This window comes from Pseudomonas sp. 7-41 (assembly GCF_021233075.1).
GTDB classification, from domain to species: Bacteria; Pseudomonadota; Gammaproteobacteria; order Pseudomonadales; family Pseudomonadaceae; genus Aquipseudomonas; species Aquipseudomonas veronii.
The window spans coordinates 3,607,463-3,631,768 of the sequence record NZ_CP089551.1 but is presented as its reverse complement, the minus strand read 5'-3'; the positions used below and the strand labels follow the sequence as shown (position 1 = coordinate 3,631,768).

Below are 24,306 nucleotides of genomic sequence, written 5' to 3'. Positions count from 1 at the left end.
GTTACTCCGCCTGCAACAGCGCAATGCGCTCGAGTTCGGCTTTCAGTTCGCCAGGGTTGAGGTCGGCAAAGGGCAGCGCGAAAAACGCCCGGCAGCGTGTGGCGATGGTGCGCAGCGTGGCGTCGAATGCGGCTTGGATGCTCGCCTCGTCGCCGTCGACATCCGAAGGGTCTGCCAACCCCCAGTGCGCCTTCAGCGCCGGGCCGAAATACACTGGGCAGGCTTCACCGGCGGCCTTGTCGCACACCGTGATCACCACATCCGGCGGGCTGCCTTCAAAGGCGTCGTTGCCCTTGCTGTACAAGCCCTGTGTGCGGATGCCCGCCGCCTGCAAGGTGCTCAGGCTGCGGGGCAGCACCTGGCCCTTGGGGAAGCTGCCGGAGCTGACCGCCTCAAACCCTTCTGGCGCCAGGTGGTTGAACATCGCTTCGGACAAAATGCTCCGGCAGCTGTTGGCGGTACACATGAACAAGACTTTCATTGGCGTATGTCCTTCAGAGGCTAAGACGCAAGGCGAGGGCGGCGAGAGTGATCAGCAACACCGGCAAGGTCAGGACGATGCCGACCTTGAAGTAGTAACCCCAGGTGATGGTGATGCCTTTGCGCGCCAGGATATGCAGCCACAGCAGTGTGGCCAGGCTGCCGATAGGGGTGATTTTCGGGCCGAGGTCGCTGCCGATCACGTTGGCGTAGATCATCGCGTCCTTGACCACGCCCGCGGCATGGCTGGATTCGATGGACAGCGCACCGATCAACACGGTCGGCAGGTTGTTCATTGCCGAAGACAACAATGCCGTCAGCACCCCGGTGCCCATCGCCGCGCCCCATACGCCGTAGGTGGCGAAGGTGTCGAGCCAGGTCGCCAGGTAAGTGGTCAGCCCGGCGTTGCGCAGCCCGTAGACCACCAGGTACATGCCCAGGGAAAAGATCACGATCTGCCAGGGCGCTTCCTTGAGCACTTTGCGCGTGGAGATCTTGTGGCCTTTGGCGGCGATCACCAGCAGCAACACCGCGCACACCGCAGAGATCGCGCTGATGGGAATCCCCAACGGTTCCAGGGCAAAGCAGCCGATCAGCAGGATACCCAGCACCCACCAGCCGGCGCGAAAAGTGGCGCGGTCGTGAATGGCGCTGGCCGGGTCCGCCAGGTCCGCCGGGTCGTAGGTCTGCGGAATATCGCGGCGGAAAAACCACAACAGCACCGCCAGGGTGGCGGCGACGCTGACCAGGTTCACCGGCACCATCACCGCTGCGTATTCATTGAAGCCGATCTTGAAATAGTCCGCCGAGACAATGTTCACCAGGTTCGACACCACCAGCGGCAGGCTCGCCGTGTCGGCGATAAACCCCGCGCCCATGACGAACGCCAGGGTCGCCGCCGGAGAAAAACGCAACGCCAGCAGCATCGACATCACAATCGGCGTGAGGATCAGTGCCGCGCCGTCATTGGCAAACAGCGCCGACACCAACGCGCCCAGCAGCACCATGTAGGCAAACAACCGCCGGCCGCGACCACGGCCCCAACGGGCCACATGCAGCGCAGCCCAGGCAAAGAACCCGGCCTCGTCCAGCAACAGGCTGATGACGATCAGCGCGACAAAGGTGCCGGTGGCATTCCAGATGATGTGCCACACCACCGGGATGTCCGCCAGGCTGATCACGCCGCAGGCCAGTGCGAGGATCGCGCCCAGGGTCGCGCTCCAACCGACACCCAGGCCTTTGGGCTGCCAGATGACCAGGATGATGGTGAAGATAAAAATCGCAATTGCGACAAGCATGAATAAACGCTCCGATGGCTCAACAGCAGGTGCTGGCTCGTTGTGGTCTGTCGCCCATTGCATCAAGACGCAGCGCGTCGTTTTGCAACCATGGCTGGTTGGCTTGCAGGGTGGTGTCCAGCACGTGAGTCACCCAGTCGGGCAGTGCCGGATTGATGCGGTAGTAGATCCATTGCCCTTGGCGACGATCCTGCAGCAACCCGCAGTTGCGCAGTTGCGCGAGGTGGCGGGAGATTTTCGGCTGGCTGTCGTCAAGTGCGTGGATCAGTTCGCACACGCAAAGTTCGCCTTCGCGCAGGATCAGCAAGGTCATTCGCACGCGAGTGGCATCGGCCAGGCATTTGAATAGGGTTGGAGGTGAGAAAGGGACTGACACGGTCAAGGCCTGCTCGTATAGGTATATCCGAATATACGTATTTCCATATATTTCAGTCAAATCCTGTTTCAATTGATATGGATCAAATGTCTAGAAACACGCCACAAGTGATTGAAATTAAAATGAAACACAAATGTCCTAAAGTGCCTGCCCATAGCTGATGAAGGAATACCACGCGTGACCCGTGCCACTCGCAATCTGCGCAAGACCCTCGATTCCGTCGCGGAAAATAACGAAACCGCGGCGTTCGATCTGATGCGTGCCGTCGAAAAACTCGGCGATGAAGTGCTGCGCCAGCGCTTGCTCAATACCATCCACCGCCTCAACCAGGACGCCTATGAACTGCGCGAAGCGCGGGACTCGGTGGAACTGGTGTCGGTAAGGCTCGCCTGAGCAAGATCGTTCAAGACAACCTGCATATTGCGCTGGCATGCTTGTCGACTGTCTGTCGATGAGCGGTTCCCATGCCTACTGCTTTACCTCACTACGCCTTCGCCCGTGGCGCGATTGCTGTCATTCCGTTGTCCCTGGCGTGCGCGCCCTGGGGCTTGCTGGCTGGCTCAATGGCCATCGAAGCGCACTTTTCTCCGCTCGAAGCCCAGGGGCTTTCCACCATCGTGTTTGCCGGTGCCGCGCAACTGGTGGCCATCGGCATGGTCAAGAGCGGCGCCAGCCTGATCTCCATCTTGCTCACGACTTTGCTGCTGACCTCACAACATCTGCTGTACGGCATGCATCTGCGCTCCACATTGTCCGTGCTCAAACCGCGCTGGCGCATGAGCCTGGGTTTCCTGATGACCGATGAGTTCTTCGCCCTGGTCAGCCAGTACGACCGCGAAACCTTCAACCGCTGGTACGCACTGGGTGTTGGCCTGACGTTCTATATTGCCTGGAACCTGTTCACCCTCGCCGGCATTGTCCTGGGCAAGAGCATTCCAGGGCTCGAACACCTGGGCCTGGAGTTCTCGATTGTCGCGACCTTTATCGCGTTGATCACGCCCGTGGTGCGCGATGTGCCCACCGTGGTGTGCGTGGCGGTGGCGCTGTTGTGCTCGGTCGGCTTGAGCTTCCTGCAGTGGGAGTCGGCCGTGGTGGTATCGGGTGTGTTGGGCATGAGTGCAGGGTATGCCTGCAAACGACTGGGAGTCGGGCAGGCATGATTTTTGTGATGATTGTTGCAATGGGCTTGATCGTATTTTTTAACCGCTACCTGTTTATCGAACCGCGCCTGCCCGTGCGGCTCACCCGCGGTGCGCGGGAGTTTCTCGGGTTCGCGGTACCGGGCATGCTCACGGCGATTTGCGGGCCGATCATTTTCTTCGCCGACCACCGGCTCAACCTGAGCCCGGCCAACCCTTACCTGCTGGCCGGGATCTGCGCGGTGGCGCTGATGGTCTGGACGCGCAATGTGCTGCTCACCGTGCTGTTGAGCATGGCGTTGTTCTACCTGTTTCGCTGGTGGTTCTAAACACACCGGCGAAAAAAAGCCCGCGGGAGGGCGGGCTGAAGGAGACTTCTAAAAATGAGCCCGGCCATTATCGGTGGCGCGTTCTCCTGTCACAGTGAAACTAAATTCATTCGGTGGGCGGCGTCGCCTTCTTTTTCGCCTTGGCCTCGGCCGCCAGGCACTCCAGCGCGAACTGCTCGGTGTAGGTCATCTGGATCGGCGTACTTTCGCCTTTCACCGTGCGCTCGCCGTCGAGAATGTAGCGAATGCGCTTGTCCGTCACGCCAATGCGCTTGGCGATCCACGTGGGCGTCTGGCCGATGCGGCTGATCAGCTTGTCGGCATAGTCGGTGGATGGGTTGTAGCGTTCGGCATTGGGTGTCATCGGTTTTCCAGGTAGAAGCGAACTCGCAAGTAGGCGACAGGGTGACGTAATAATCCGTGAGTGTCGCCTGCTAATGGTAGAGTCGCGTTTTTTTCCAAGGAGCGATGGCATGCGGAAACTGGTAATTGGCGCATTGGTACTGGCAGCACTGGCCGGCTGCGCGGGCTCGAAAATGAACGCGGCACGCACCGGCACGCCCTACAAGACCTTGGCGTCGGACAAGGCTGCGCTGGTGGTTGCCCAATGTATCCAGTTCGGCTGGCAGGACGAGGCGGTGTTTGGTGTCGACGCCGGCGGCTTCAAGGAGCCGATCGGGGCGGGCGGTTTCACGGTGTACACCACCGGCGGCGATTACTTTGCCGACGTGCGCAGCGCAGGAGCCGGTTCCTCTGTCGATTACTACACCGCCGAAGACTCCATGGTCGCCAAGCGCCGTTTGGCCGCACTTGCGACTTGTCTGTAATCCGTTGCCGTAGTGATTTTAGGAAATGCCCGGCGGGACAGTTGCAGGGCATTATCCTATGATTCCCCCGCTCGCTCGACGTAATAGCTCTTTACCAGTACACGGATGTCGAGGCCGTCACGTCGGGCGAGCCTCCCTGATCATCAGCGCGGCATATAACCCAAGTGCCAGCGCCGGGGGATCTTCAGTGACACCAGGCCCAAAACCGCAGCCAGCGCCCCGCTGACCAGCAGCGCACCCAAGCCCATGCGGTGCTCGAGCAACGCCCCGATCACCGCCCCGATGAACATCCCCGTCCAGGGGACCAACTGCACGCGCCACCCGTTGCGACGCTCCCCCAGCAGCCAGCGTCCCAACCCGCGACCAAAGCGTGACAGCGCGCCGGTGACATAGGTAAGCCCCACCGGCAAGCCGTTGACCTCTTCGACGGCGGCATTGAGCATGCCCATCGCCACAATTGCCGCGAGCAAGGCGGGCAGCATATCGGCGAACGGCCACAGCGCGCCGCCGCAGAGCAGCGCCGCGATGCACAGCAGCAGGGGCAGGGCGTGACGGCCGCTCATGCGGCTGACCACGATACCCAAGGCGTTGCCGACCACGAAGGTCGCGACCAGCAACAGCAGGCGCCCGGTCAGGCCCAGGTCACCTTCGCTGATCGCTACCGCCAGGCGCGTGGTGTTGCCGCTCATGAATGAGACAAAGTCGCCGCTGGCCATGAAACCAATGGCATCGGTCATGCCCGCCAGCACAGACAGGCTGGCCACCAGCATCATGCCGACACGACCCCGCCATTGCTGTTGACGGGCGAGTACGACGTTGGCGTAGGGCTTTTGGGACGAAGGCAGCATCGGGCCGGGTTCCTCGGTGAGATTATGCGGCCACTACCGTAAGGCGCTTTGATGTCTGGCGCAATGACCTCAGGCAGCTTCCAGCCTCCAGCCAGCGTCATGCCAGACCAAAGTATGAGAGGACTCGATCGCCTGTAAAAAACTCGAGGTGTGACACTCCCATTGCGTAGGTAATGTCCTTGCAGGTCGCGGGGCAGGTCGGCGGACGGCAGGTTACAAACAGATCAGGCCGGTCTGTCTGATTGACTGCAACGCAAGACGCTGCTGCCACAAGATTTCGCGGCTACGCCAGCACCGCCACCGCCTTGATCTGTGCCCACAGCGTCTGGCCGGGGTGCAGTTGCAACTGGTCGCGGGAGAAGCGTGTGATCCGTGCCAGCAACGGCGTACCGCCGGCATCCAGGCGCACCAGCACATGGGCGCTGTTGTCCGCCGCAATTTCCTGGGTGACCGTCACCGGCAGGCGGTTGAGGATGCTGCTGTGGGCTTCGGCCTGTAAGTTGAGGCTCACGTCCCGCGCCTGCACCTTGACCCGCAGGGCTTTGCCCAAGGCCAGCGGCGTATGGGCGACGCGCATCTGCAAGGCACTGCCGGGCAGTTGCAGGGTCAGCAATTGATAGTGCGCGTCGTAAGCGCTTACCGTGCCATTGATCACCACACCGGCGTCGTCGCCCAAGGCCAAGGGCAAATCCAGCCGCGCCAGGGTTTCACCGATGGGGCCGCTGGCCAGGGCCTGGCCGTCGCGCAGCAACACGATGTGATCGGCCAGGCGCGCCACCTCGTCCTGGGCGTGGCTGACGTAGAGCACCGGAATGTCCAGTTCGTCGTGCAGGCGTTCCAGGTAAGGCAGGATTTCACCTTTGCGTTGGCTGTCGAGTGCCGCCAGCGGTTCGTCCATCAATAACAGGCGCGGGCTGGTCAGTAGCGCGCGGGCGATACCGATGCGCTGGCGCTCGCCGCCGGACAAGTGCTGCGGATGCCGCTCAAGCAAGTGGCCGATGCCCAACAGTTCGGTGGCCTGGGCCATGTCGACGCGACGTTGCGCACGCGGGATGCGCTTGAGGCCGAATTCCAGATTGGCGCGCACCGACAGATGGGGGAACAGGCTCGCTTCCTGGAACACATAGCCCAGCGCACGTTTATGCGGCGGTACGAACAGCCCGTTGCGGCTGTCTTGCCAGACTTCGTCGTTGACCTGGACAAAACCGTCCTTGGCACGTTCCAGCCCGGCAATGCAGCGCAGGCAGGTGGTCTTGCCGGAGCCGGAATGCCCATACAGCGCGGTGACGCCGCGACCGGGCAGTTGCAGGTCCACTTTCAGGGCAAAGGCGGAATACGTGAGGTGCAGGCGTACATCGATCATCGGCATCAGCTCCAGCCCATCTTGGTTTTACGGCTGGAGTAGAGCGCCAGCAACACGAGGAACGCGAACACCACCATGGCGCCGGCCAGCCAGTGCGCCTGGGCGTATTCCATGGCTTCGACGTGGTCGTAGATCTGCACCGAGACGACCCGGGTCTTGTCCGGGATATTGCCGCCGATCATCAGCACCACGCCGAACTCGCCGACGGTATGCGCAAAGCCGAGAATCGACGCGGTGATAAACCCCGGGCGGGCCAGGGGCAGGATCACGCTGAAGAACGTGTCCCAGGGGTTGGCGCGCAAGGTCGCGGCCACTTCCAAGGGGCGTGTGCCGATGGCGGAGAAGGCGTTTTGCAACGGCTGCACCACGAACGGCATGGAATAGATCACCGAGCCGATCACCAGCCCGGCGAAACTGAAGGTCAGGGTGCCCAGGCCCAGCCATTGGGTGAACTGGCCGAAGTAACCGTGCGGTCCCATCGTCAGCAGCAGATAGAAGCCGATGACCGTGGGCGGCAGCACCAGCGGCAGGGCGACCACCGCGCCGATAGGCCCGCGCCACCAGGAGCGCGTGCGCGACAGCCACAGGGCAATCGGAGTGCCGATGACCAGCAGGATCACCGTGGTCAGTGACGCCAGTTTGATGGTCAACCAGATCGCGGAAAAATCGGCACTCGATAGCGGCATTTAGAGCTCGTAACCGTAGGACTTGATAACGGCAGCGGCTTTCGGCCCTTTCAGGTACTCGACCAGCGCCTTGGCAGCGGCGCTGTCTTTGCCCTTGTTGAGGATCACCGCATCCTGTTTGATCGGGTCATGCATGGACGCCGGGACGATCCACGCCGAACCGCTGGTGACTTTGCCGTCTTTGTAGATCTGCGACAAGGCCACAAACCCCAACTCGGCATTGCCGGTGGAGACAAACTGATAGGCCTGGGTGATGTTCTGGCCCTCGACGAGCTTATCCTTGAGCTTCTCGGTCAAGCCTTCCTTGGCCAGCACTTGGGTGGCGGCCAGCCCGTAGGGCGCGGCTTTCGGGTTGGCGATGGACAGGTGCTTGAACGCGTTCTGCTTGAGCACATCGCCCTTGGCATCGACATAACCTTCCTTCGCCGACCACAGCGCCAGGGTGCCGACCGCGTAGGTAAAGCGCGAACCCTTGACGGTATCGCCTTCGGTTTCGAGTTTTTGCGGGGTGGTGTCGTCGGCGCTGAGGAACACTTCGAACGGCGCGCCGTTCTTGATCTGGGTATAGAACTGCCCGGTGGCACCGTAGGCGGCGATCAGCTTGTGACCGGTGTCCTTCTCGAAATCGGCGGCAATCGCCTGGATCGGTGCGGTGAAGTTGGCGGCGACGGCCACCTGGACTTCATCGGCGTGGACCGCAGCGGCGGTGACAAGCGCAATGACGGCCGCCAAGCCGGGGCGAATCAAGCGTGGGAGGCTGAAGGTCATGGATAGCTCCGTATGAGAAGGAAAAAAGCCAGTATTGAGCGCTGCCGGACCATGGGGGCGGTCAAGCGGTGTATGTATAGGTATATAGCGAAAAAATGGCAAGGGGAATCCGCCGGCCCCGCGCTGACATTTCCCGGCGGCAACGGCCCGCCTCCTGACAGCCAATGCACGGGAACCCGTTGATAGTGCAGCTCCTTTAGCCGGCAAAGGAGCAAGTGCCATGCAAAGGGAATATGCCTATATCAACGTCGGTGCACCGAACAACCTTACCAGCGAGGCCGCCGTGAAAGCCTGGCTGGACCGCGTACTCAGCGCTTCGGCACTGGAACCGCAGGCCAAGGCGCTGATCACCACGCAATCGTTGATACCGGTGGAGTTTTCGATCCTGGAGGAGGGGGCCGAGCCGGGAAGTCCTGCGTTGATTGTCGAGCGCCAGGAAATGCCCCTGTGGAAAATCCTCGACAAGCGCTTCACCTGGCGCGCGAGTGTCGGAAAAAACCAATCGACTGACAGCGTGCAGGTCAATGTCCTGTTTCCCAAGTTTTACGGGGCATTGGCCCAACGCTTGACGGCCCATCGATACTTTCTCGACAGCCTGCGAGTGTCAGGCCAGGCCCAGAGTGTCGAGTGGGAAGAGCGTGGCCTGGCGATCGCGACACGGCCTTTGCTCAAGACCGAGGTGGTGCTGTTCTCCGTGTGGGGGGCCAGTAAGCGCCTGCTTGCGGATATCTGGTTCGATCTCCCGCTGATTTCCCTGGGGGCCGGGCAATGGCCCAGGGCGATTGGCACCGGTTGGCCGGGGATGCGTATTGGCGCACGCAGCGGCGATCACATTCGTTATTCCGATGAGCCCGGCAAAAACACGCTGTGGGTCAAGCCGTTCGGCGAGGCGGTACTCGACGCCGATTTCAGCATTTTCCCGCGCTGGACGCCCCGTGCCGTCCTCCTCGCCGACCAAGCGCTGAAGGCCGACGAAGTGATCGAGGTGACCCTGAGCGCAATGCCTTATCAGGCCGATGAGGAGCGCTACATCATCGAGGTTCCGGCCTCGCGCCGCGCCGCTGCGGATTGGCACTACTATCTCAGCGTCTACATGAGTTACCGCTGCCCCTGGGTCAACTGCGGCGTCTTGCAGGAAGACGGCGGCATCCGGCTGCAGAGCGAGCGGCCCAATCAATGGTTCGTGCGCTGCGATGCCGCGCGGCTGTTTATAGCGGTCAGCATTCAGCCCCGCGAACGTACCGGCTGGAAGGCCCCCACCGCGCCCCCGACGCCCGAGGCAACCACGACCCAGGCCTGGCAAAAATGGGATGGGCTGAGGGAGAGCGTGGGCAATAACAAGATCGCCAAAGACTATATCGAATCGTTGATCGATCGCTGCCTGAAGAAGTCCGGTTTGTCTCAAGACACCCAGCAATTGTTCAAAAAAGAACGCCAATTCAAGTTCAAATACCTGATAGGCCACCCCACATATTCTCCTGGCGTGAGTGCATTCGTGCCGCCACGCTACAAGTACTTTTCCTTTGAACAAGTGCTGTTGGGTGAGCCGCAACGGCGTGCGTACTTCCAGGAAAAACTCAGTGCCGTGCATGTGCAGGGGCAAGCCTTGCCAGCGTCGCAAGTCGCGACATTGACCGGGATGCGCGACGTGTTGCTGGCTGACTTCCTGGCGGATATCGATGCGCTGGCCGCCAGCGACGACTACCAGAAACTGTTCGGCGAAACCTGTGACGCCCTCGCCAGGGTGCGGGTCGCACGCTACCTCGCGCAAGTCGATGCAGCCGACGAAGACTTGCGAGGGTGTGCGTTCCGCTACTTGAAAGGCGAGTTGAAACCGCGACTGCTGCTATTCAATGAAGCGGTGGTGCCCAATGCGATTGTGCTCAAATTCAACTCACAGAAGGCATTGCTGATATCCCTCAACTTCACCGAGCTCAAGTGGGCGGTCTGGGCACCAAGCACCACCGCCGGGCAACCCTCGGAGGTGTTGATGCGATTTGTCGCGGAACATTCCCCTTTCCCGCAGAAAATGAACCTGGTACCTCAGGATTTTTTTCCGCAAAAAAAACGCTATGGTTACCATTACCGGCGTTTCGCCCCGGAGCCGGTGTCCTTTCGTGATACCCAGCACATCAACGCGCAATTGCAATTGGCGGCCATCGCGGATATCAAGGGGCAGGTCGACTACGCAGTGTTTTCGTCCGACGAAGAGCGGCGCCGGGTAAAACTGGCGATGTTCAAAAGTGTCGCCCGTGCGGTGTCCGGCCTGGTGACGGCGGCCGTCGGGCCTCTGAGTGGGTTGGGCGCGCTGCTGCTTTCCGGCATGGCGCGCTTCATCGCCAATGTCGGTGATGTCGGCCTTACGTATGCGTTGGCGCAAAATACCGATCGTCCCGAGGACTACGCCCACTACATCCATGAGTGCAAGCTGGGGGTGCTATTGGCGATGGTCGACCTGGGGGCCGACCTGCCCAGCGCCAATGCCAAGTTGCGCATATTGCTCAAGCAGTCGACGCTCGGCGGTCGGACTGTCGCGCCGATTCTGAATGCGCCCATAGACTACGACGTCCCGATAAAGTTGAAACAGACCAGTGAGTCCGAGACTTTTGTCTCCACGCCATTCTGGTTGATCGACCTGCGCCAGCGCATGGAAAAATCCTTCGACGACCGGGGCAAAGGCGCCGAACTCAAAGGTTACCTCCAGGCAACCGCCACCTGCGGTTATGCCGAGGCGAAAAGCTGTTCCGACTTTTTGCGCAGTCAGCGCTGGGAGACACAGGCCGTCGGCGTGCTGATTTTCTCCGAACTCGGCGATCAGCGCCCGCAAACGCATTTTGCGTTGTCGATTCGGGATGCGACGGACACCGCGATGGTCGATTTCAGCCTGGGCGACCTCGATGCCTCAATGAACGGTCGCGGCTATTTCGGTACGTTGAAAGGCTGGGAGGACTGCGTGCGCGGGTTGCCGGCCTTGGAGGGCGCGTTGGTGATTTACAAGTTTTATCCGGATTTTGCCAACGCAAGCCTGGAGGTTGACGGGGCGTTTGCGCTGGGCATCAGTTGGAGCCCCTTCGTCAATGGCGGCGATTACAGCGTGCTGTCGTTTCCCCTGGATTTCGTCTGCGGGGTTCGCGAGCAGTTGGAGCGTGTCTGGGCCCAGGTCTTTCACCAGTTGCCGATCAATGCATCGCTATCGCTCAATGAGCCGGCGACCTTCAAGCAGTCTGAACTGCTGGCGCAAGTCAGCAACCTCAGCGGCCTGGTCGACGAGGCGGAAGGGCTATTGCGGCGCACCATTGGCGTGCAGGCGATCGGTGAGTTGCGGGCCTTGATGCTGGGCTTCCTTCAGGCATGGCGTAACGAACCGCGGGGCGGCTATCGAGAACTGATGGAGGGCGTGATGGCTGAGGAGGCAAACTTGGTCAACCAGGCATTGATCCACCTCGAAGCCCTGCAGGCCGGTTTGCCAAGCACGCTCGCGAGCGCGCAAAACGCGCTGGTCGATTGTGTCGACTGGGTCGCGGTGCGGGCCGGAATCGACGACGATGCGTGGCGACTGTTATTTAAACAACAACTGGAACTTCATGTGTCAGGCGAGCAGGCGACGGTGGATTTATACACCGCCGCTGAACTGGACGCGTTGTATGAACAGCTCGCCCGGGGCCAGCAGCGCGAGTGTCATCACCAGCGCAGCTCCGGTTATGAGCGACTGACCATGACCAGTAGCCGGGCGTTGCTGGGGATAGGGTTGGGATTGATCCGCAAGATGGCCCCGGAGCGCCAGGCCGAATGCTGTTTCGCGCTGATCATGGCGAGCCAGCCCTACGACGACAGCAACGAACACTTTGCCCGAGTCGTATATGGCATCTGTGCGTTGCGCCAACAGCGGTTTACTGTGTTGACGCCGCTGCATGAACGTCGGCTCAGCGGCCTTCCACCCGCAGAGCCGATACTGATCTGACTTGCGTTACCGAGACAGCCGGCTCAAGGCTTGTTCTGCCAGCCAGGTGGTCAGCTCGCGGGTTGCGAACGGATGCCGCAGGCCCACCGCCTGGCCCGCCCACAGGTTGCTGAAGCCGGCTTCATCCTTGGCCTTGAGTGGCAGCAACGCACCGCCGGCCCTGGGGAAGGCCGGGGCCAGCGGGTTGATCGCGCCGAGTTCTCGCATCACCCGGTTGACGATGCCGCGTGCCGGTCGGCCGGTGAACAGGTTGGTCAGCGCGGTTTCGCTGGCCTGGGCGTGGCGCAATGCATGGTGGTGCGAGGGGCTGACCGTGGCTTCGGGGGTCAACAGGTAAGCGGTACCGATCTGCACTGCCGAAGCACCCAAGGCAAAGGCGGCTGCGATGCCGCGCGCGTCAGCGATACCGCCGGCGGCGATCACTGGCACGCTCACGGCGTCGACGATCTGCGGCACCAGCGCCATCAAGCCGATCTGGCTGTTGAGGTCGTCGCTGAGAAACATACCGCGGTGGCCGCCGGCTTCAAGGCCCATGGCGATGATCGCGTCGCAGCCATGCTGTTCCAGCCAAATCGCTTCTTCGACGGTTGTGGCCGATGAAAGTACCTTGGCGCCGGTCGCTTTGACACGGTCGAGCAAGGACTTTTCCGGCAAGCCGAAATGGAAACTGACCACCTCGGGACGGAACGCTTCCACCACTTCACAAGCCGCTTCGTTGAACGGCGCACGGTTGGTCACCAGCGTCGGAGCATCAAAGTCGGCGCCCAGTTCGCGGTAGTAGGGTTGCAGCAGGTCTTTCCAGCGCCGATCACGGGCGTCGTCCGCCTCGGGCGGTTGATGGCAAAAGAAGTTCACGTTGATCGGCCGCGTACTGGCCTGACGGATAGTGCTCAACGCATCGCGCAACTGCTCGATACTCAGCGCCGCCGCCGGCATCGAACCGAGCGCGCCGGCCTCGCTGGCGGCGATGACCATTTGCGCGGTGGTCGCACCGGCCATGGGCGCCTGGATAATCGGTACCTCGATGCCCAGCAGATCGAGAATGCGCGTGTCTGGCCAGGTGCTCATGGGATGCGTCTCCAGCGTTGGTAAGAGTTTTCGCTGTTTTAGCAGGGCCCTTGGCATCCGGCCAGTCTGTTTTATTCACTGGACGCAGCCTGGGTTTCGTGTAGTGGCGCGGGCTGTTTTAGCGGTCGCGCTCGCGTTCCAGCAACTGGCGCTTGCGCTCCACACCCCATCGGTAGCCCGACAACTCGCCATTACTGCGCACCACGCGGTGGCAGGGAATCGCCACTGCGAGGCGATTGGCGCCACAGGCCTGGGCCACAGCGCGAAAGGCGGTGGGTGCGCCAATCCGTTCGGCGATCTGCGCGTAGCTGGCGGTGCTGCCCACCGGGATGTCGCGCAAGGCCTGCCATACCCGTTCCTGAAAGGCCGTGCCGCGCAGGTCCAAGGGTAAGTCCAGGCCCAGGGCCGGGGCTTCTATAAACCCCACCACCTGGGCGACCAATTGTTCGAAGGCCGGGTCCGCGCCCAGCAGGTCGGCGTTGGGGAATTGGTCCTGCAGGTCGCGCACCAGCGTGTCCGGCTCGTCGCCCAGCAGAATCGCGCACACGCCGCGATGACTTTGCGCCACCAGAATCGCGCCGAGGGAACATTGGCCGACGGCAAAATGGATGTGAGTATTCGTGCCGCCGGCTTTGTAATCGCTTGGCTTCATGCCAAGCAGTTGGTCCGCCGATTCATAGAAGCGGCTGTTGGAATTGAAGCCGGCGTCATACAGCGCGTCGGTGACGGTGTTGCGACCTTTGAGCCCCTTGCGCACTTTGCGTGAGCGCTGGGCGCTGGCATAGCCCTTGGGGGTGAGGCCGGTGACAGACTTGAACACGCGGTGGAAATGGAACGCACTCAGCCCGGCTTGCTGTGCCAGTTGGTCGAGGCTGGGCGGGGTTTCGGCGTGTTCGATCTGCCGACAAGCGTTGGCCACCAGTTCGGCGTGACGCGCCGCGCGTTGCGTCTGGTCACCGGTCGCGCGTTTGCTTGGGCGATAGCCTGCCGCCTCGGCCTGTTGAGGTGTCTCAAAGAATTCGACGTTTTCCGGGCGCGGCAAGCGCGAGGCACTGCTGGGACGGCAATACACACCGGTGGTTTTTACCCCATAGACGAACAGCGCGTCGGCCTGAGGATCACGGGCGAGGATCGCTGCCCAGCGCGGGTCATGTTCGTTATTCATTGCCTGCTCTCATGACGGGTCACGGCCAGATTAGTCGTGTCGCGGCGGCCTGGCACTCTGAAGCTTGCGGTCAAATCAGCCGGCGGTGCGAAAGGTCAGGTTGATGCGTTGCGGGCCCATGACCGGATGCGTGCCGTCCTTGACCGGCATGACTCCGTGGAAGCGCAGACGATCGACCCCGCCCCACACCACCACATCGCCATGGAACAACGAGATTTTTTGCGGCTTGTCGCTGCGTGCATGGCCGCCGAACAGGAAGATCGCCGGCAGCCCCAGCGACACGGAAACCACCGGCGCGGTATAGCAGCGTTCGTTCTTGTCCTGGTGCAACGACATCTTCGCCCCCGGCACATAACGGTTGATCAGGCAGGCATCGGGCACAAAATCGCTGAACCCGGCGTCGGCCGCCGCGTGTGCCGCCAGTTGGCGCAACGTTTCGGGCATGGCTGGCCAGGGGTGGCCACTGCGCGGGTCAAGCGCGGTGTAGCGGTAGCCGCTGGGATCGGTGGTCCAACCCAGTTCTCCGCAACTGCTCAGCGCGGCCGACATGGTGAAACCACCAGGCGTGACCATTTGCCGAAACGGCGACTGAGCCAGCACGCAGCGCAACGCTGGCAGAAGATGCTCAATCCAGGGCAGGGCATAGCCCCTCAGAACGTGGGACTGTTCGCCAATCTGCTCACGCCCTGCGGGTTGTTGCAGGGCGTCGTCGGCGAACAGGTCGACGGTCGGGCCGGGCATGGGCTTACAGCGCCTTGCTCACGTTGATGTCAGTGATTTCATCGCTGGCGTCGTGAATCTTCGCCAGTACTAGCTTGGCTTCTTCGACGCTGTTGCTGTGCAGTTGGGCAAACTCAAAGCGGCGTTCGCCGTTGAGTTTGTACTTGATGACGTATTTGGTCGTGGTCACAGCTTTTTTCCTGTCGAGTGTTCGGGTCAGCTCAATTTGCTGTTGGTGCGACGAACGATGCGGATCTTGTGGGACAGCGCAGGTTTGCGGGTAACGCTGATGGCGCGGCGCGTCACAACGTCCAGGGTGATGTTCCAGAAACCGGTGCTCGGTGCGGTGATTTTCGCCGGGAACTTGTCGAACGCGCCGCCGTGGTAGGTGTGACGACCGCCATTCTTGAAACTGCGAAAATTCGCATCGCTCATCAGACGAATATTACAAGTCTGTGAGCATTCGATGACGACAATATCTCCCTCGTTGAGGTGCTCACGCTGGTGGATGAATTTCATGGGCGGGTGTCTCCAGAAGGGCTTTTTCTGAAAAATCAGAACGATACGTAGGTTAAGATAGAGTTTATCAGCCCCAGCGCGTTTATTATCGGGCCGTCGTCGACGACTTCGACAATTTAAAACAGTTATTTACCGAGTTATCAGGGATAAATCCTACGTGGGCGGGAGAAAATTACCATCCCCGCTGTCCTAGGGTCTTTATCGGAGGTTTTATATGAAGTGGAGTGTGTTGGTTCTGGCCTTGGCGATTGGTGGGTGTGCTTCGGTTGCAGATATCAAGCAGACCCCCCCGACCTTGGCGGTCATTTCAGGGAAAAAACCGCAGGAATATGCCGCCTGTGTGGTACGCAAATTGTCGACTACCCGCCGGCCGCCGCAGATCGAGCCGCATAAAGACGGCGTGCAGGTGATTGTGCCGCAGAAATTCTCCGCTGACCCGTCGGCTATTTTCGAGATTGACGAGCGCTCCAGTGGCAGCAGCATCAAGCTCTACGAGAGCATGTCCAATGTGCCGATCCGCCCAGGCGATGTGAAGAAGGCCGGGGAGGACTGCATTTCCGGCTGAGGCCGCGCGTTTACACGGTCCGTTTGAATCCGATAAAAAAGCCTGACCTGCCATTGCGGTGTCAGGCTTTTTTTTGCGCGCGTTTTCGCAGTTGTCGTGACGGGAAGGTTCTCCTACCATTTGTAGGCTTATGACATAAACGCCTAAATATATAACTATAAAAAATGGAGCCGTGATGATGTCTCTGGAACGAGTGCTGATAGGCAGTGCGCTGATGTTGCTGCTGGGCAATGCCCACGCGCTGGATGGGAAGAAGATATTCACCGAGGGCGGCTCGCAGCCGGGCGCCATGCCTTGCGTAGCCTGCCATGGTGCCGATGGCGCGGGGCTCGCCGCCGCGGGCTTCCCCAGGTTGGCGGGGTTGCCGGCCCTGTATGTGCGTAAACAGTTGGAAGACTTCAAGCGCGGCACGCGTGCCAACCCGGTGATGCAACCCTTGGCGAATGCCCTCACTGACGCCGAGATCGACGCTGTCAGCCAGGCGCTGGCGGCGATGCCAGGCGCCGTCCCGCAACCGATCCATCGCAGCGAGATGCCTATCGGTGCTGCGCAAAAGCTCGCCCAGCAGGGCGCCTGGGAGCGGCAGATTCCGGCATGTGCAAGTTGCCATGGTCCTGCCGGTACGGGTGTCGGCGACACGTTCCCGCCTCTTGCCGGTCAGCCTGCCACCTACCTGGCAGCACAGTTGACGGCCTGGCAAAACGGCACCCGTCACAACGACCCGAATGACCTGATGGGCCACATCGCAAAATCCCTGACGCCGGATGAAGTACAGGGCGTGGCCCAGTATTTCGCCTCACTGAAACTGGAGGCCAAGCCATGAGCCCGTTTGTTTTAGTTCTAGGACTGTTGGGTCTGCCGTCCGCCCACGCCGCTACGATCGCCATGGAAGACCAGTCGCAGTTGCAGCCTTCTGCCGGCCATGCGGCTGTCAGTCAATTCCAGCCGCCCCAAGAGAGCGAGCTGCCTGACAATGCCTACGGCAAGCTGGTCAAGGAGGGCTACGCGTTGTTCGTGGATACCAAACGCCTGGCGCCGACATTCGTCGGTAACGGGCTCAACTGCAGCAATTGCCACCTGGATCAGGGCCGCCTGGCCAACTCGGCGCCGCTGTGGGGCGCCTACCCGATGTATCCGGCCTATCGAAAGAAGAACGACAAGGTCAACACCTTTGCCGAGCGGTTGCAGGGGTGTTTCCAATTCAGCATGAACGGCGGTACGCCGCCGACCGCTGATAGTCGCGAAATTACCGCGCTCTCGGTGTACGCCTACTGGCTGGCCAGCAAAGCACCGTTGGGCGTGGAGTTACCAGGCCGTGGGTATCCCGACGTGGCCCAACCGGCCAAGGGTTATGACCTGTCCGGGGGCGCGCAGGTTTACAAAGGGCAATGCGCCGTCTGCCATGGCCCCGAAGGGCAGGGCCAGAAGGTCGGTGACAGTTACGTGATGCCACCGTTGTGGGGGAAGGACTCCTACAATTGGGGCGCCGGCATGCACCGTATCAATACTGCGGCGTCCTTCATCAAGCACAACATGCCGCTGGGCAAGGGTGGCAGCCTGAGCGACCAGCAAGCCTGGGACGTAGCGGCCTACGTCAACAGCCACGAGCGACCGCAGGACCCGCGGCTGGTTGACGGTTCCGTGGAGAAAACCCGGGTCAAATTCCACGCCAACGATGGGGTCAATCTCTACGGCCAAACCGTAGAAGGCGTGTTGATTGGGCAGGGCATCCGTTAGACTCTCGCCCAATCAACGCAAAAATGCCGCGCAAACCCTCGGTTTGTGCGGCATGTGTCTTTTTTGGGAAGTCTTTCATGAAGCGTGAACACGTCAGGGCTCGCCAGGCCGAAGGTCAGATATCGGCCACTCACATCATCCAGAACCCGGCTGACCTCGGGGAATGGATCGTATTCTTCAAGAAAAGCGGCGGTCGCAGTTTTTTCCTGGTGGACGATCAGGATGAAGTCGAATCTTTCTCGCGCCTGGATGACCTGGTGGAGACCGTCCGTGGCCTGGGTATCAAGTTTGCCGATATCCAGCTGTAGACGTAACGCTTACTTGCAGACCACCACCACACTGCGGCTTTTGAAGTTGCCCACGTCCTGGCCCAGGGTCTTTTCACTTTCCTTGAGCGAAGGCGTGCCTTCGGTACCGACGATACGGTAGCCGGTGCCCGCACAAGAGGCGTCGGCCTTTTCGTAGCAACTGGCCCAGGAATTGGCTTCGCCCGAGCAGTCGATGGTCAGGCCTTGTTCGCCGTTTTTCAGGTAGACATCAGATGTGGTCGTGCAGCCGGCGAGCGCCAATACTGCAGTGAGTGCCAGAATCTTGTTCATGTGTGTTCATCATCGAGGGTGTTGGAGGGCGCGCTGACACTGTCATGGGGCGTTTCGACGAGACTATAGCGAACTGCCATCTACGTATAGACATGTCTCGTTCTGAAAGTCAGGTGTAAGCCTATTCCAGGGTTAGACAAAAGATACAAAAAAGCCCCGTTCACCGGGGCTTTTTTACGCAGCTTCCAAGGCTTACTTGCCCTTCGGTCGCTTGCTCGATGCGTGGCCCGCTTCATCCACAAACACTTCTGCAACCGCAGTTGCCTGGCTCTCGGTCGCGAATGCGCCAGCGACGCTGTCGCCGTGGAAGTTGATCAGGTGCCAACCGTCCGCTCGCTTAGTGATCAGGTAGCCGTTCACGCCTTTGGGTTCTGACATCTATTAACAATCTCGTAGTCTGGTTCAAGGGCGTAATGATAGCGCCAATTGTCGCGCCACCGCCCAAGTTATTCCAGGTCAATGTTTGCGGCGCCAAAGCGTGCTAAAAGGGTTGCAGCCCTTTTCAAGCCACAGGGCTACGCTGTTTTTGTCGGGGTATTGGTGAAGCTCTTTGTAGGATTAGCGGAACTTACGCCGACATTTTTTCTCTATGATGACATCGCAACGCCAGCAGGACCCATTGTAAGGTGACTGCGGCCTGATTAGACTGCGCCGAATTCCGTACGCACAGCCCTTTGTAAGGACCCATATGATCAAGAAATGCTTGTTCCCAGCAGCCGGTTACGGCACTCGCTTCTTGCCAGCGACCAAGGCCATGCCCAAAGAGATGCTGCCGGTGGTGAACAAGCCACTGATCCAGTACGGCGTCGAAGAGGCACTGGATGCCGGTTTGAATGAAATCTCTATCGTTACCGGCCGTGGTAAGCGCGCGCTGGAAGACCACTTCGACATCAGCTACGAGCTGGAAAACCAGATCAAAGGCACCGACAAGGAAAAATACCTGGTTGGTATCCGTAAGCTGCTCGACGAGTGCTCGTTCTCCTACACCCGTCAGACCCAGATGAAAGGCCTCGGCCACGCCATCCTGACCGGCCGTCCGCTGATCGGTGACGAACCGTTCGCCGTGGTACTGGCCGACGACCTGTGTGTGAACCTGGAAGGTGACGGCGTACTGACCCAGATGGTCAAGCTGTACCAGAAGTACCGTTGCACCATCGTCGCGGTTCAAGAGGTCGATCCTCAAGAAACCAACAAGTACGGCGTGATCGCCGGCGACGACATCGGCGATGGCCTGATCCGCGTGCGCGACATGGTCGAGAAGCCAGCGCCTGAAGATGCTCCGTCGAACCTGGCGATCATCGGTCGTTACATCCTGACCCCGGACATCTTCAAGCTGATCGAAGAAACCGAGCCGGGCAAGGGTGGCGAGATCCAGATTACCGACGCCCTGTTGAAGCAGGCCAAAGACGGTTGCGTGATCGCGTACAAGTTCAAGGGTCGTCGTTTTGACTGCGGTGGCGCCGAAGGCTACATCGAAGCGACCAACTTCTGCTACGAGCACTTCTACAAGACTGGCAAGGCTTACTGATTCACGGTTGCCCGCCTGTTGTAAGAGAAAGCCACCTTCGGGTGGCTTTTTCGTTTTTCGCCCCCAACTAAGTCGGTATGCTGATTGCCTGCCGAGGAGAGTGAAATGGCCTACGATTTTGACCTGTATGTGATTGGCGCCGGTTCCGGCGGTGTTCGTGCTGCGCGCTTTGCCGCCGGTTTTGGCGCCAAGGTGGCCGTGGCGGAAAGCCGCTACCTGGGCGGCACGTGTGTGAACGTCGGCTGCGTGCCGAAGAAACTGCTGGTCTACGGCGCGCATTTTGCCGAAGACTTCGAGCAGGCCAGCGGTTTCGGCTGGTCCCTGGGGGCGGCGAACTTTGACTGGGCGACGCTGATCGCCAACAAGGACCGCGAGATCAACCGCCTCAACGGCATCTATCGCAACCTGCTGGTCAACAGCGGCGTGACCCTGCATGAAGGGCATGCGCGACTGGTCGATCCGCATCAGGTGGAAATCAATGGCGAGCGCTTCACGGCCAGGCACATCCTGATCGCGACCGGCGGCTGGCCGCAGATCCCGCAGATACCGGGGCATGAGCACGCGATCGGTTCCAATGAAGCGTTCTTCCTCAAAACGCTGCCCAAGCGCGTGCTGGTGGTTGGCGGTGGCTATATCGCCGTTGAGTTCGCCGGAATTTTCCATGGTTTGGGTGCGCAGACGTCTTTGCTGTATCGCGGCGACTTGTTCCTGCGCGGTTTTGACGGTGCGGTGCGCAAGCATCTGCAGGAAGAATTGACCAAGCGTGGCCTGGATCTGCAGTTCAATGCCGATATCGAACGGATCGACAAGCAAGCCGACGGCAGCCTCAAGGCCACCCTCAAAGACGGGCGCGTGCTGGCAACAGACTGCGTGTTCTACGCCACCGGCCGTCGGCCGATGCTGGATAACCTGGGCCTGGAAACCACCGGGGTCAAACTGGATAAGCGCGGTTTTGTCGAAGTGGATGACCTGTACCAGACCGCCGAATCGTCGATCCTGGCGATTGGCGATGTGATCGGTCGCGTGCAGTTGACCCCAGTGGCCCTGGCCGAAGGCATGGCCGTGGCGCGTCGCTTGTTCAAGCCGGAGCAGTATCGTCCGGTGGACTACGCGATGATCCCGACGGCCGTGTTCAGCCTGCCGAACATCGGTACGGTCGGTCTGAGCGAGGAAGATGCGAAGGGCAAAGGCTATAAGGTGAAGGTTTTCGAAAGCCGTTTCCGGCCGATGAAGCTGACATTGACCGGCTGCCAGGAGAAAACCCTGATGAAACTGGTGGTCGACGCCGACACCGACAGGGTCCTGGGTTGCCATATGGTCGGCCCGGACGCCGGGGAAATCGTGCAGGGCTTGGCGATCGCGCTCAAGGCGGGCGCGACCAAGCAGCATTTTGATGAAACCATTGGCGTACACCCGACGGCGGCCGAAGAGTTCGTCACCATGCGAACGCCCGTGGCCGACTGATCAGGTGCTGGGCGTTGCCTCGGCGGTCGCTGCAACGGCGGCTGTCAGACGCAACGCCTCGATGCTGGCCTGAGCCTTGATCAGGTCCAGCTCCAGCGCCTTGTTGGCCTGCTGGAATTCGCTCAGCGCGGCTTGGCGTGACTGACTGTCTTGCACCGCGACCCGCAGGCGTTCCTGGAGCAGGGTGCGTTCGCTGTCGATCTGCTTCAACTGTTCGCTCAGGTTGAGTTGCTGCGCCTGGTCCTTGCGCACTTGCTCCTGCAGTGCTGCCAACTCCTTCACCGTCACCCGATGTTCGATCAGCAAGCGCTCGTTGTCGCGGTGCAACTGGGTGATCTCGTCCTGGCGCACCATGGCGCTCTGCTGGGCCTGGCGCAGTTCCGCCTGGACCTGTTGCACCTGGCCTTCGTGGCGTCGCTGCTCCTGTTCGCGCTGTTCTTTGATGGCGTTGCGGTAATGCTCCAGGGCATCCCGGGCGTGCAGGTGTTTGTCTTCCAGCGAGCGAATCTGTTCGTCCTTGTCGCTGATGCGCAGCTCGTAGTCACTGCACGCCTGGCTCAACCCGGCGTTACGGGTTTGTTCGGTCTGCAGGCTGGTGCTGGCGGTTTGCAGGGCTGCGCTTTCTTCGGCAAGGGCCGCGGCCTGGATATCGAATTGCTGTTGCAGTTGGTTGTGGGCTGCTTGCAGCGTTTCGAGCTGGGCGAGCAGGGCGGTTTTCTGTTGTTCGAATTGCGCCAGGGCCAGGTCGATGGGCTCTTGGGCTTTCTCTTTCAGGCGCTGGGCAAGCCGTGCCACCAGTTCGCCGAGTTCATCGTCGATGGGCGCTTCGGTGATGGTCTGCCGCGTTTCGCTCTCGTCCAGTTCCTTCAAGTAGCGATGAATCGTGGTTTTCGAGCCGGTATTGCCCATTTCGATGCGTACTGCATCGATGCTGGGGTTTTCGCCGCGGGCGAGGATCGCCAGGCGTGCCGTTTGAACGACTGCTTTGTTTATGCCGCCACGAGCCATGGGGTCTCCGTCGATTTAGTACTGTGGTACATGGTATGTATTTACATATCATATCATGAATAAAAACGAGTTAAAAATCATGATCTAACAGATGGGATATTGGCGTATTATCCCGTGTCAGCGCGGTTTTCACCGTGAGTGCGCCCTATCAGCAGTACGAAAAGGCTTTCATGAGCGATCTGGATCGTTACCTAAACGCCGCTACCCGCGATAACACGCGCCGCAGCTATCGCGCAGCCATCGAGCACTTCGAGGTGAGTTGGGGCGGATTCCTGCCCGCCACCAGTGACAGCGTGGCGCGTTACCTCGTGGCCCATGCCGGGGTGTTGGCGGTGAATACCTTGAAGTTGCGCCTTTCGGCATTGGCGCAATGGCATACGAGCCAGGGTTTTCCCGACCCGACCAAGGCGCCGGTCGTGCGCCAGGTGCTCAAGGGAATTCGCGCCGTACACCCGGCGCGGGAGAAGCAGGCGCAGCCGTTGCAGCTCAAGCATCTGGAACAGGTGGTTGCGTGCCTGGAAGGGGAGGCGCGCGCAGCGAGCGAAGCCCAGGACCCCGCCCGGCTGTTGCGCGCCAAACGCGACAGTGCATTGATCCTGCTCGGCTTCTGGCGCGGCTTTCGCAGTGATGAGTTGTGCCGATTGAGCATCGAGCACGTCCAGGCCGTGCCCGGGGCCGGCATCAGCCTGTACCTGCCACGCAGCAAAAGCGACCGCGACAACCTCGGCAAGACCTACCAAACCCCGGCATTGCTGCGGCTGTGCCCGGTGCAGGCTTACAGTGAATGGCTCAGCGCTTCGGCGCTGGTCCGCGGCCCGGTGTTTCGCGGGATTGACCGCTGGGGCAACCTGGGCGAGGCGGGGTTGCACCCCAACAGCGTGATCCCGCTGCTGCGCCAGGCCCTGGAGCGTGCGGGCATTCCGGCCGAGCACTACACCAGCCACTCCCTGCGTCGGGGCTTTGCCACGTGGGCCCATCGCAGTGGTTGGGATTTGAAGTCGTTGATGAGTTACGTCGGCTGGAACGACATGAAATCCGCCATGCGCTATGTTGAAGCGACACCCTTTCTAGGCATGACCCTGGCAACTGCGCCGCTGATTTGAGGTTTCTTCTATTAATACTGTCGGCTGATAGAGAAAGCCAATCGCGAGCATCAGGTTTGCCAATGAGCCATCGGCCAAGAGAGTGGGTAGGATTCACTTCATCAACTTACCAACCCCTGACGGAGAATCAACGATGCCTATCATCAACAGCCAAGTAAAACCGTTCAAAGCGACCGCCTACAAAAACGGCAACTTCGTAGACGTGTCTGACGCTGACCTGAAAGGCAAATGGTCCGTAGTGTTCTTCTACCCGGCCGACTTCACCTTCGTTTGCCCGACCGAGCTGGAAGACCTGGCTGACAACTACGCCGAATTCCAGAAGCTGGGCGTCGAAATCTACAGCGTTTCCACCGACACCCACTTTGCCCACGCTGCCTGGCACAACACCTCGCCAGCCATCGGCAAGATCCAGTACACCATGATCGGCGACCCAACCCTGACCATCTCCCGCAACTTCGACGTGCTGATCGAAGAAGCCGGCCTGGCAGACCGCGGTACTTTCGTGATCAACCCAGAAGGTCAGATCAAGATCGTTGAACTGAACGACGGCGGTGTTGGTCGTGACGCTTCCGAGCTGCTGCGCAAAATCAAAGCCGCTCAGTACGTCGCTGCCCACCCAGGCGAAGTGTGCCCAGCCAAGTGGAAAGAAGGCGAAGCCACCTTGGCTCCGTCCCTGGACCTGGTCGGCAAGATCTAAGTCTGTGACACATCAAGGGCGGGATTCCGCACCTAAGTAAGCTGCAACCGCCCTCAAA

29 protein-coding genes are annotated in these 24,306 nt (G+C 60.4%); 13 read left to right on the top strand and 16 right to left on the bottom strand.

The window, feature by feature from the left end; genetic code table 11:
• Position 1: 1 nt before the first annotated feature.
• The 3 genes from LQ249_RS16145 to LQ249_RS16135 are packed head-to-tail and all read right to left on the bottom strand — an operon-like array spanning position 2 to position 2,154.
• A complete protein-coding gene (locus tag LQ249_RS16145; protein WP_046383550.1) occupies positions 2–481 on the bottom strand; it encodes an arsenate reductase ArsC in 480 nt (159 codons plus the stop codon).
• A 13-nt stretch (positions 482–494) separates the two neighbouring features.
• Positions 495–1,778 (bottom strand): arsenic transporter, encoded by a 1,284-nt coding sequence (locus tag LQ249_RS16140; RefSeq protein ID WP_057004181.1) that lies wholly within the window; start codon positions 1,776–1,778, stop codon positions 495–497.
• A 19-nt stretch (positions 1,779–1,797) separates the two neighbouring features.
• Positions 1,798–2,154: a metalloregulator ArsR/SmtB family transcription factor gene (locus LQ249_RS16135; protein WP_057004218.1), complete on the bottom strand. Its 357-nt coding sequence runs from the start codon at positions 2,152–2,154 to the stop codon at positions 1,798–1,800.
• 177 nt (positions 2,155–2,331) lie between these two features.
• Here LQ249_RS16135 and LQ249_RS16130 point away from each other — a divergent pair, with 177 nt between their 5' ends.
• The 3 genes from LQ249_RS16130 (at position 2,332) to LQ249_RS16120 (ending at position 3,622) form a co-directional block, all read left to right on the top strand.
• Entirely contained in the window at positions 2,332–2,547 is a 216-nt protein-coding gene (locus LQ249_RS16130) for a hypothetical protein (protein ID WP_017846326.1), read from the top strand.
• Positions 2,548–2,618: 71 nt separating this feature from the next.
• Positions 2,619–3,314 (top strand): AzlC family ABC transporter permease, encoded by a 696-nt coding sequence (locus LQ249_RS16125; protein WP_057004180.1) that lies wholly within the window; start codon positions 2,619–2,621, stop codon positions 3,312–3,314.
• A complete protein-coding gene (locus LQ249_RS16120) occupies positions 3,311–3,622 on the top strand; it encodes an AzlD domain-containing protein (RefSeq protein ID WP_046383547.1) in 312 nt (103 codons plus the stop codon). Before LQ249_RS16125 ends, LQ249_RS16120 begins: the two co-directional genes overlap by 4 nt.
• A 106-nt stretch (positions 3,623–3,728) precedes the next feature.
• Here LQ249_RS16120 and LQ249_RS16115 read toward each other — a convergent pair whose 3' ends face one another.
• Complete coding sequence (locus tag LQ249_RS16115; protein ID WP_017846323.1) at positions 3,729–3,986, bottom strand: hypothetical protein; 258 nt, start codon at positions 3,984–3,986, stop codon at positions 3,729–3,731.
• Between the two features lie 109 nt (positions 3,987–4,095).
• Here LQ249_RS16115 and LQ249_RS16110 point away from each other — a divergent pair, with 109 nt between their 5' ends.
• Positions 4,096–4,449, top strand: a complete 354-nt coding sequence (locus LQ249_RS16110; protein ID WP_017846322.1) for a hypothetical protein — start codon at positions 4,096–4,098, stop codon at positions 4,447–4,449.
• 143 nt (positions 4,450–4,592) lie between these two features.
• Here the strand turns inward: LQ249_RS16110 and LQ249_RS16105 are convergent, their stop codons facing one another.
• The 4 genes from LQ249_RS16105 to modA all read right to left on the bottom strand — a co-directional run bounded on the left by LQ249_RS16105 (position 4,593) and on the right by modA (position 8,114).
• Positions 4,593–5,297, bottom strand: a complete 705-nt coding sequence (locus LQ249_RS16105) for a YoaK family protein (protein ID WP_017846321.1) — start codon at positions 5,295–5,297, stop codon at positions 4,593–4,595.
• Positions 5,298–5,580: 283 nt separating this feature from the next.
• Positions 5,581–6,666: a molybdenum ABC transporter ATP-binding protein gene (gene modC, locus LQ249_RS16100; RefSeq protein WP_390896565.1), complete on the bottom strand. Its 1,086-nt coding sequence runs from the start codon at positions 6,664–6,666 to the stop codon at positions 5,581–5,583.
• On the bottom strand, positions 6,666–7,346 hold the full coding sequence (gene modB / locus LQ249_RS16095) for a molybdate ABC transporter permease subunit (RefSeq protein ID WP_017846319.1): 681 nt from the start codon (positions 7,344–7,346) through the stop codon (positions 6,666–6,668). Before modB ends, modC begins: the two co-directional genes overlap by 1 nt.
• Entirely contained in the window at positions 7,347–8,114 is a 768-nt protein-coding gene (modA, locus tag LQ249_RS16090; RefSeq protein WP_046383545.1) for a molybdate ABC transporter substrate-binding protein, read from the bottom strand.
• A 220-nt stretch (positions 8,115–8,334) separates the two neighbouring features.
• On the opposite strand from modA, the gene LQ249_RS16085 reads away from it, so the two are divergent.
• A complete protein-coding gene (locus LQ249_RS16085; RefSeq protein WP_232565628.1) occupies positions 8,335–12,075 on the top strand; it encodes a hypothetical protein in 3,741 nt (1,246 codons plus the stop codon).
• 6 nt (positions 12,076–12,081) lie between these two features.
• Here the strand turns inward: LQ249_RS16085 and LQ249_RS16080 are convergent, their stop codons facing one another.
• The 5 genes from LQ249_RS16080 to LQ249_RS16060 form a co-directional block, all read right to left on the bottom strand.
• A complete protein-coding gene (locus LQ249_RS16080) occupies positions 12,082–13,143 on the bottom strand; it encodes an NAD(P)H-dependent flavin oxidoreductase (RefSeq protein ID WP_232565627.1) in 1,062 nt (353 codons plus the stop codon).
• A gap of 118 nt (positions 13,144–13,261) precedes the next feature.
• Positions 13,262–14,308: a bifunctional DNA-binding transcriptional regulator/O6-methylguanine-DNA methyltransferase Ada gene (ada, locus tag LQ249_RS16075; RefSeq protein WP_232565626.1), complete on the bottom strand. Its 1,047-nt coding sequence runs from the start codon at positions 14,306–14,308 to the stop codon at positions 13,262–13,264.
• A 75-nt stretch (positions 14,309–14,383) separates the two neighbouring features.
• On the bottom strand, positions 14,384–15,049 hold the full coding sequence (gene alkB, locus LQ249_RS16070) for a DNA oxidative demethylase AlkB (protein ID WP_046489457.1): 666 nt from the start codon (positions 15,047–15,049) through the stop codon (positions 14,384–14,386).
• 4 nt (positions 15,050–15,053) lie between these two features.
• Complete coding sequence (locus LQ249_RS16065) at positions 15,054–15,218, bottom strand: hypothetical protein (RefSeq protein ID WP_017846313.1); 165 nt, start codon at positions 15,216–15,218, stop codon at positions 15,054–15,056.
• A gap of 26 nt (positions 15,219–15,244) precedes the next feature.
• Positions 15,245–15,547 carry a DUF1883 domain-containing protein gene (locus LQ249_RS16060; RefSeq protein ID WP_017846312.1) on the bottom strand — a complete coding sequence of 101 codons (303 nt, stop codon included), beginning with the start codon at positions 15,545–15,547 and terminating at the stop codon, positions 15,245–15,247.
• A gap of 214 nt (positions 15,548–15,761) precedes the next feature.
• Between LQ249_RS16060 and LQ249_RS16055 the strand changes: the two genes are divergently transcribed.
• The 4 genes from LQ249_RS16055 to LQ249_RS16040 all read left to right on the top strand — a co-directional run bounded on the left by LQ249_RS16055 (position 15,762) and on the right by LQ249_RS16040 (position 18,157).
• The gene (locus tag LQ249_RS16055) at positions 15,762–16,112 is read left to right on the top strand and encodes a hypothetical protein (RefSeq protein ID WP_046383541.1); all 351 of its coding nucleotides are present in this window, start codon (positions 15,762–15,764) and stop codon (positions 16,110–16,112) included.
• 175 nt (positions 16,113–16,287) lie between these two features.
• Positions 16,288–16,935, top strand: a complete 648-nt coding sequence (locus LQ249_RS16050) for a c-type cytochrome (protein ID WP_046383540.1) — start codon at positions 16,288–16,290, stop codon at positions 16,933–16,935.
• Positions 16,932–17,849 (top strand): c-type cytochrome, encoded by a 918-nt coding sequence (locus tag LQ249_RS16045; RefSeq protein ID WP_026139942.1) that lies wholly within the window; start codon positions 16,932–16,934, stop codon positions 17,847–17,849. The genes LQ249_RS16050 and LQ249_RS16045 overlap by 4 nt, the downstream gene beginning before the upstream one ends.
• A gap of 77 nt (positions 17,850–17,926) precedes the next feature.
• Positions 17,927–18,157, top strand: coding sequence for a hypothetical protein (locus LQ249_RS16040; RefSeq protein WP_102617064.1), 231 nt, complete (start codon positions 17,927–17,929; stop codon positions 18,155–18,157).
• Between the two features lie 9 nt (positions 18,158–18,166).
• Here LQ249_RS16040 and LQ249_RS16035 read toward each other — a convergent pair whose 3' ends face one another.
• Both LQ249_RS16035 and LQ249_RS16030 read right to left on the bottom strand, forming a co-directional pair.
• Positions 18,167–18,448, bottom strand: a complete 282-nt coding sequence (locus LQ249_RS16035) for a hypothetical protein (RefSeq protein ID WP_017846307.1) — start codon at positions 18,446–18,448, stop codon at positions 18,167–18,169.
• Positions 18,449–18,640: 192 nt separating this feature from the next.
• On the bottom strand, positions 18,641–18,826 hold the full coding sequence (locus tag LQ249_RS16030; RefSeq protein ID WP_017846306.1) for a hypothetical protein: 186 nt from the start codon (positions 18,824–18,826) through the stop codon (positions 18,641–18,643).
• Between the two features lie 310 nt (positions 18,827–19,136).
• Between LQ249_RS16030 and galU the strand changes: the two genes are divergently transcribed.
• Both galU and gorA read left to right on the top strand, forming a co-directional pair.
• On the top strand, positions 19,137–19,976 hold the full coding sequence (gene galU / locus LQ249_RS16025; protein WP_003212579.1) for a UTP--glucose-1-phosphate uridylyltransferase GalU: 840 nt from the start codon (positions 19,137–19,139) through the stop codon (positions 19,974–19,976).
• Positions 19,977–20,081: 105 nt separating this feature from the next.
• Positions 20,082–21,440 (top strand): glutathione-disulfide reductase, encoded by a 1,359-nt coding sequence (gorA, locus tag LQ249_RS16020; protein WP_232565625.1) that lies wholly within the window; start codon positions 20,082–20,084, stop codon positions 21,438–21,440.
• On the opposite strand, the gene LQ249_RS16015 is transcribed toward gorA, so the two are convergent.
• Entirely contained in the window at positions 21,441–22,448 is a 1,008-nt protein-coding gene (locus LQ249_RS16015; protein ID WP_046383536.1) for a DNA-binding protein, read from the bottom strand.
• Between the two features lie 170 nt (positions 22,449–22,618).
• Between LQ249_RS16015 and LQ249_RS16010 the strand changes: the two genes are divergently transcribed.
• The gene (locus LQ249_RS16010) at positions 22,619–23,551 is read left to right on the top strand and encodes a site-specific integrase (RefSeq protein WP_046383535.1); all 933 of its coding nucleotides are present in this window, start codon (positions 22,619–22,621) and stop codon (positions 23,549–23,551) included.
• Between the two features lie 133 nt (positions 23,552–23,684).
• On the top strand, positions 23,685–24,248 hold the full coding sequence (gene ahpC / locus LQ249_RS16005) for an alkyl hydroperoxide reductase subunit C (RefSeq protein ID WP_010210361.1): 564 nt from the start codon (positions 23,685–23,687) through the stop codon (positions 24,246–24,248).
• Positions 24,249–24,306 lie beyond the last annotated feature (58 nt).

Coding starts and splice junctions, on each gene's coding strand:
- LQ249_RS16115 (WP_017846323.1), bottom strand. CDS start 3,986: ATGACACCCAATGCCGAACGCTACAACCCATCCACCGACTATGCCGAC.
- LQ249_RS16140 (WP_057004181.1), bottom strand. CDS start 1,778: ATGCTTGTCGCAATTGCGATTTTTATCTTCACCATCATCCTGGTCATC.
- modB (WP_017846319.1), bottom strand. CDS start 7,346: ATGCCGCTATCGAGTGCCGATTTTTCCGCGATCTGGTTGACCATCAAA.
- LQ249_RS16035 (WP_017846307.1), bottom strand. CDS start 18,448: ATGAACAAGATTCTGGCACTCACTGCAGTATTGGCGCTCGCCGGCTGC.
- modA (WP_046383545.1), bottom strand. CDS start 8,114: ATGACCTTCAGCCTCCCACGCTTGATTCGCCCCGGCTTGGCGGCCGTC.
- LQ249_RS16055 (WP_046383541.1), top strand. CDS start 15,762: ATGAAGTGGAGTGTGTTGGTTCTGGCCTTGGCGATTGGTGGGTGTGCT.
- LQ249_RS16125 (WP_057004180.1), top strand. CDS start 2,619: ATGCCTACTGCTTTACCTCACTACGCCTTCGCCCGTGGCGCGATTGCT.
- ahpC (WP_010210361.1), top strand. CDS start 23,685: ATGCCTATCATCAACAGCCAAGTAAAACCGTTCAAAGCGACCGCCTAC.
- LQ249_RS16120 (WP_046383547.1), top strand. CDS start 3,311: ATGATTTTTGTGATGATTGTTGCAATGGGCTTGATCGTATTTTTTAAC.
- galU (WP_003212579.1), top strand. CDS start 19,137: ATGATCAAGAAATGCTTGTTCCCAGCAGCCGGTTACGGCACTCGCTTC.
- LQ249_RS16085 (WP_232565628.1), top strand. CDS start 8,335: ATGCAAAGGGAATATGCCTATATCAACGTCGGTGCACCGAACAACCTT.
- LQ249_RS16010 (WP_046383535.1), top strand. CDS start 22,619: ATGAGCGATCTGGATCGTTACCTAAACGCCGCTACCCGCGATAACACG.
- LQ249_RS16080 (WP_232565627.1), bottom strand. CDS start 13,143: ATGAGCACCTGGCCAGACACGCGCATTCTCGATCTGCTGGGCATCGAG.
- gorA (WP_232565625.1), top strand. CDS start 20,082: ATGGCCTACGATTTTGACCTGTATGTGATTGGCGCCGGTTCCGGCGGT.
- LQ249_RS16105 (WP_017846321.1), bottom strand. CDS start 5,297: ATGCTGCCTTCGTCCCAAAAGCCCTACGCCAACGTCGTACTCGCCCGT.
- LQ249_RS16145 (WP_046383550.1), bottom strand. CDS start 481: ATGAAAGTCTTGTTCATGTGTACCGCCAACAGCTGCCGGAGCATTTTG.
- alkB (WP_046489457.1), bottom strand. CDS start 15,049: ATGCCCGGCCCGACCGTCGACCTGTTCGCCGACGACGCCCTGCAACAA.
- LQ249_RS16040 (WP_102617064.1), top strand. CDS start 17,927: ATGAAGCGTGAACACGTCAGGGCTCGCCAGGCCGAAGGTCAGATATCG.
- modC (WP_390896565.1), bottom strand. CDS start 6,666: ATGCCGATGATCGATGTACGCCTGCACCTCACGTATTCCGCCTTTGCC.
- LQ249_RS16015 (WP_046383536.1), bottom strand. CDS start 22,448: ATGGCTCGTGGCGGCATAAACAAAGCAGTCGTTCAAACGGCACGCCTG.
- LQ249_RS16110 (WP_017846322.1), top strand. CDS start 4,096: ATGCGGAAACTGGTAATTGGCGCATTGGTACTGGCAGCACTGGCCGGC.
- LQ249_RS16045 (WP_026139942.1), top strand. CDS start 16,932: ATGAGCCCGTTTGTTTTAGTTCTAGGACTGTTGGGTCTGCCGTCCGCC.
- LQ249_RS16050 (WP_046383540.1), top strand. CDS start 16,288: ATGATGTCTCTGGAACGAGTGCTGATAGGCAGTGCGCTGATGTTGCTG.
- LQ249_RS16030 (WP_017846306.1), bottom strand. CDS start 18,826: ATGTCAGAACCCAAAGGCGTGAACGGCTACCTGATCACTAAGCGAGCG.
- ada (WP_232565626.1), bottom strand. CDS start 14,308: ATGAATAACGAACATGACCCGCGCTGGGCAGCGATCCTCGCCCGTGAT.
- LQ249_RS16060 (WP_017846312.1), bottom strand. CDS start 15,547: ATGAAATTCATCCACCAGCGTGAGCACCTCAACGAGGGAGATATTGTC.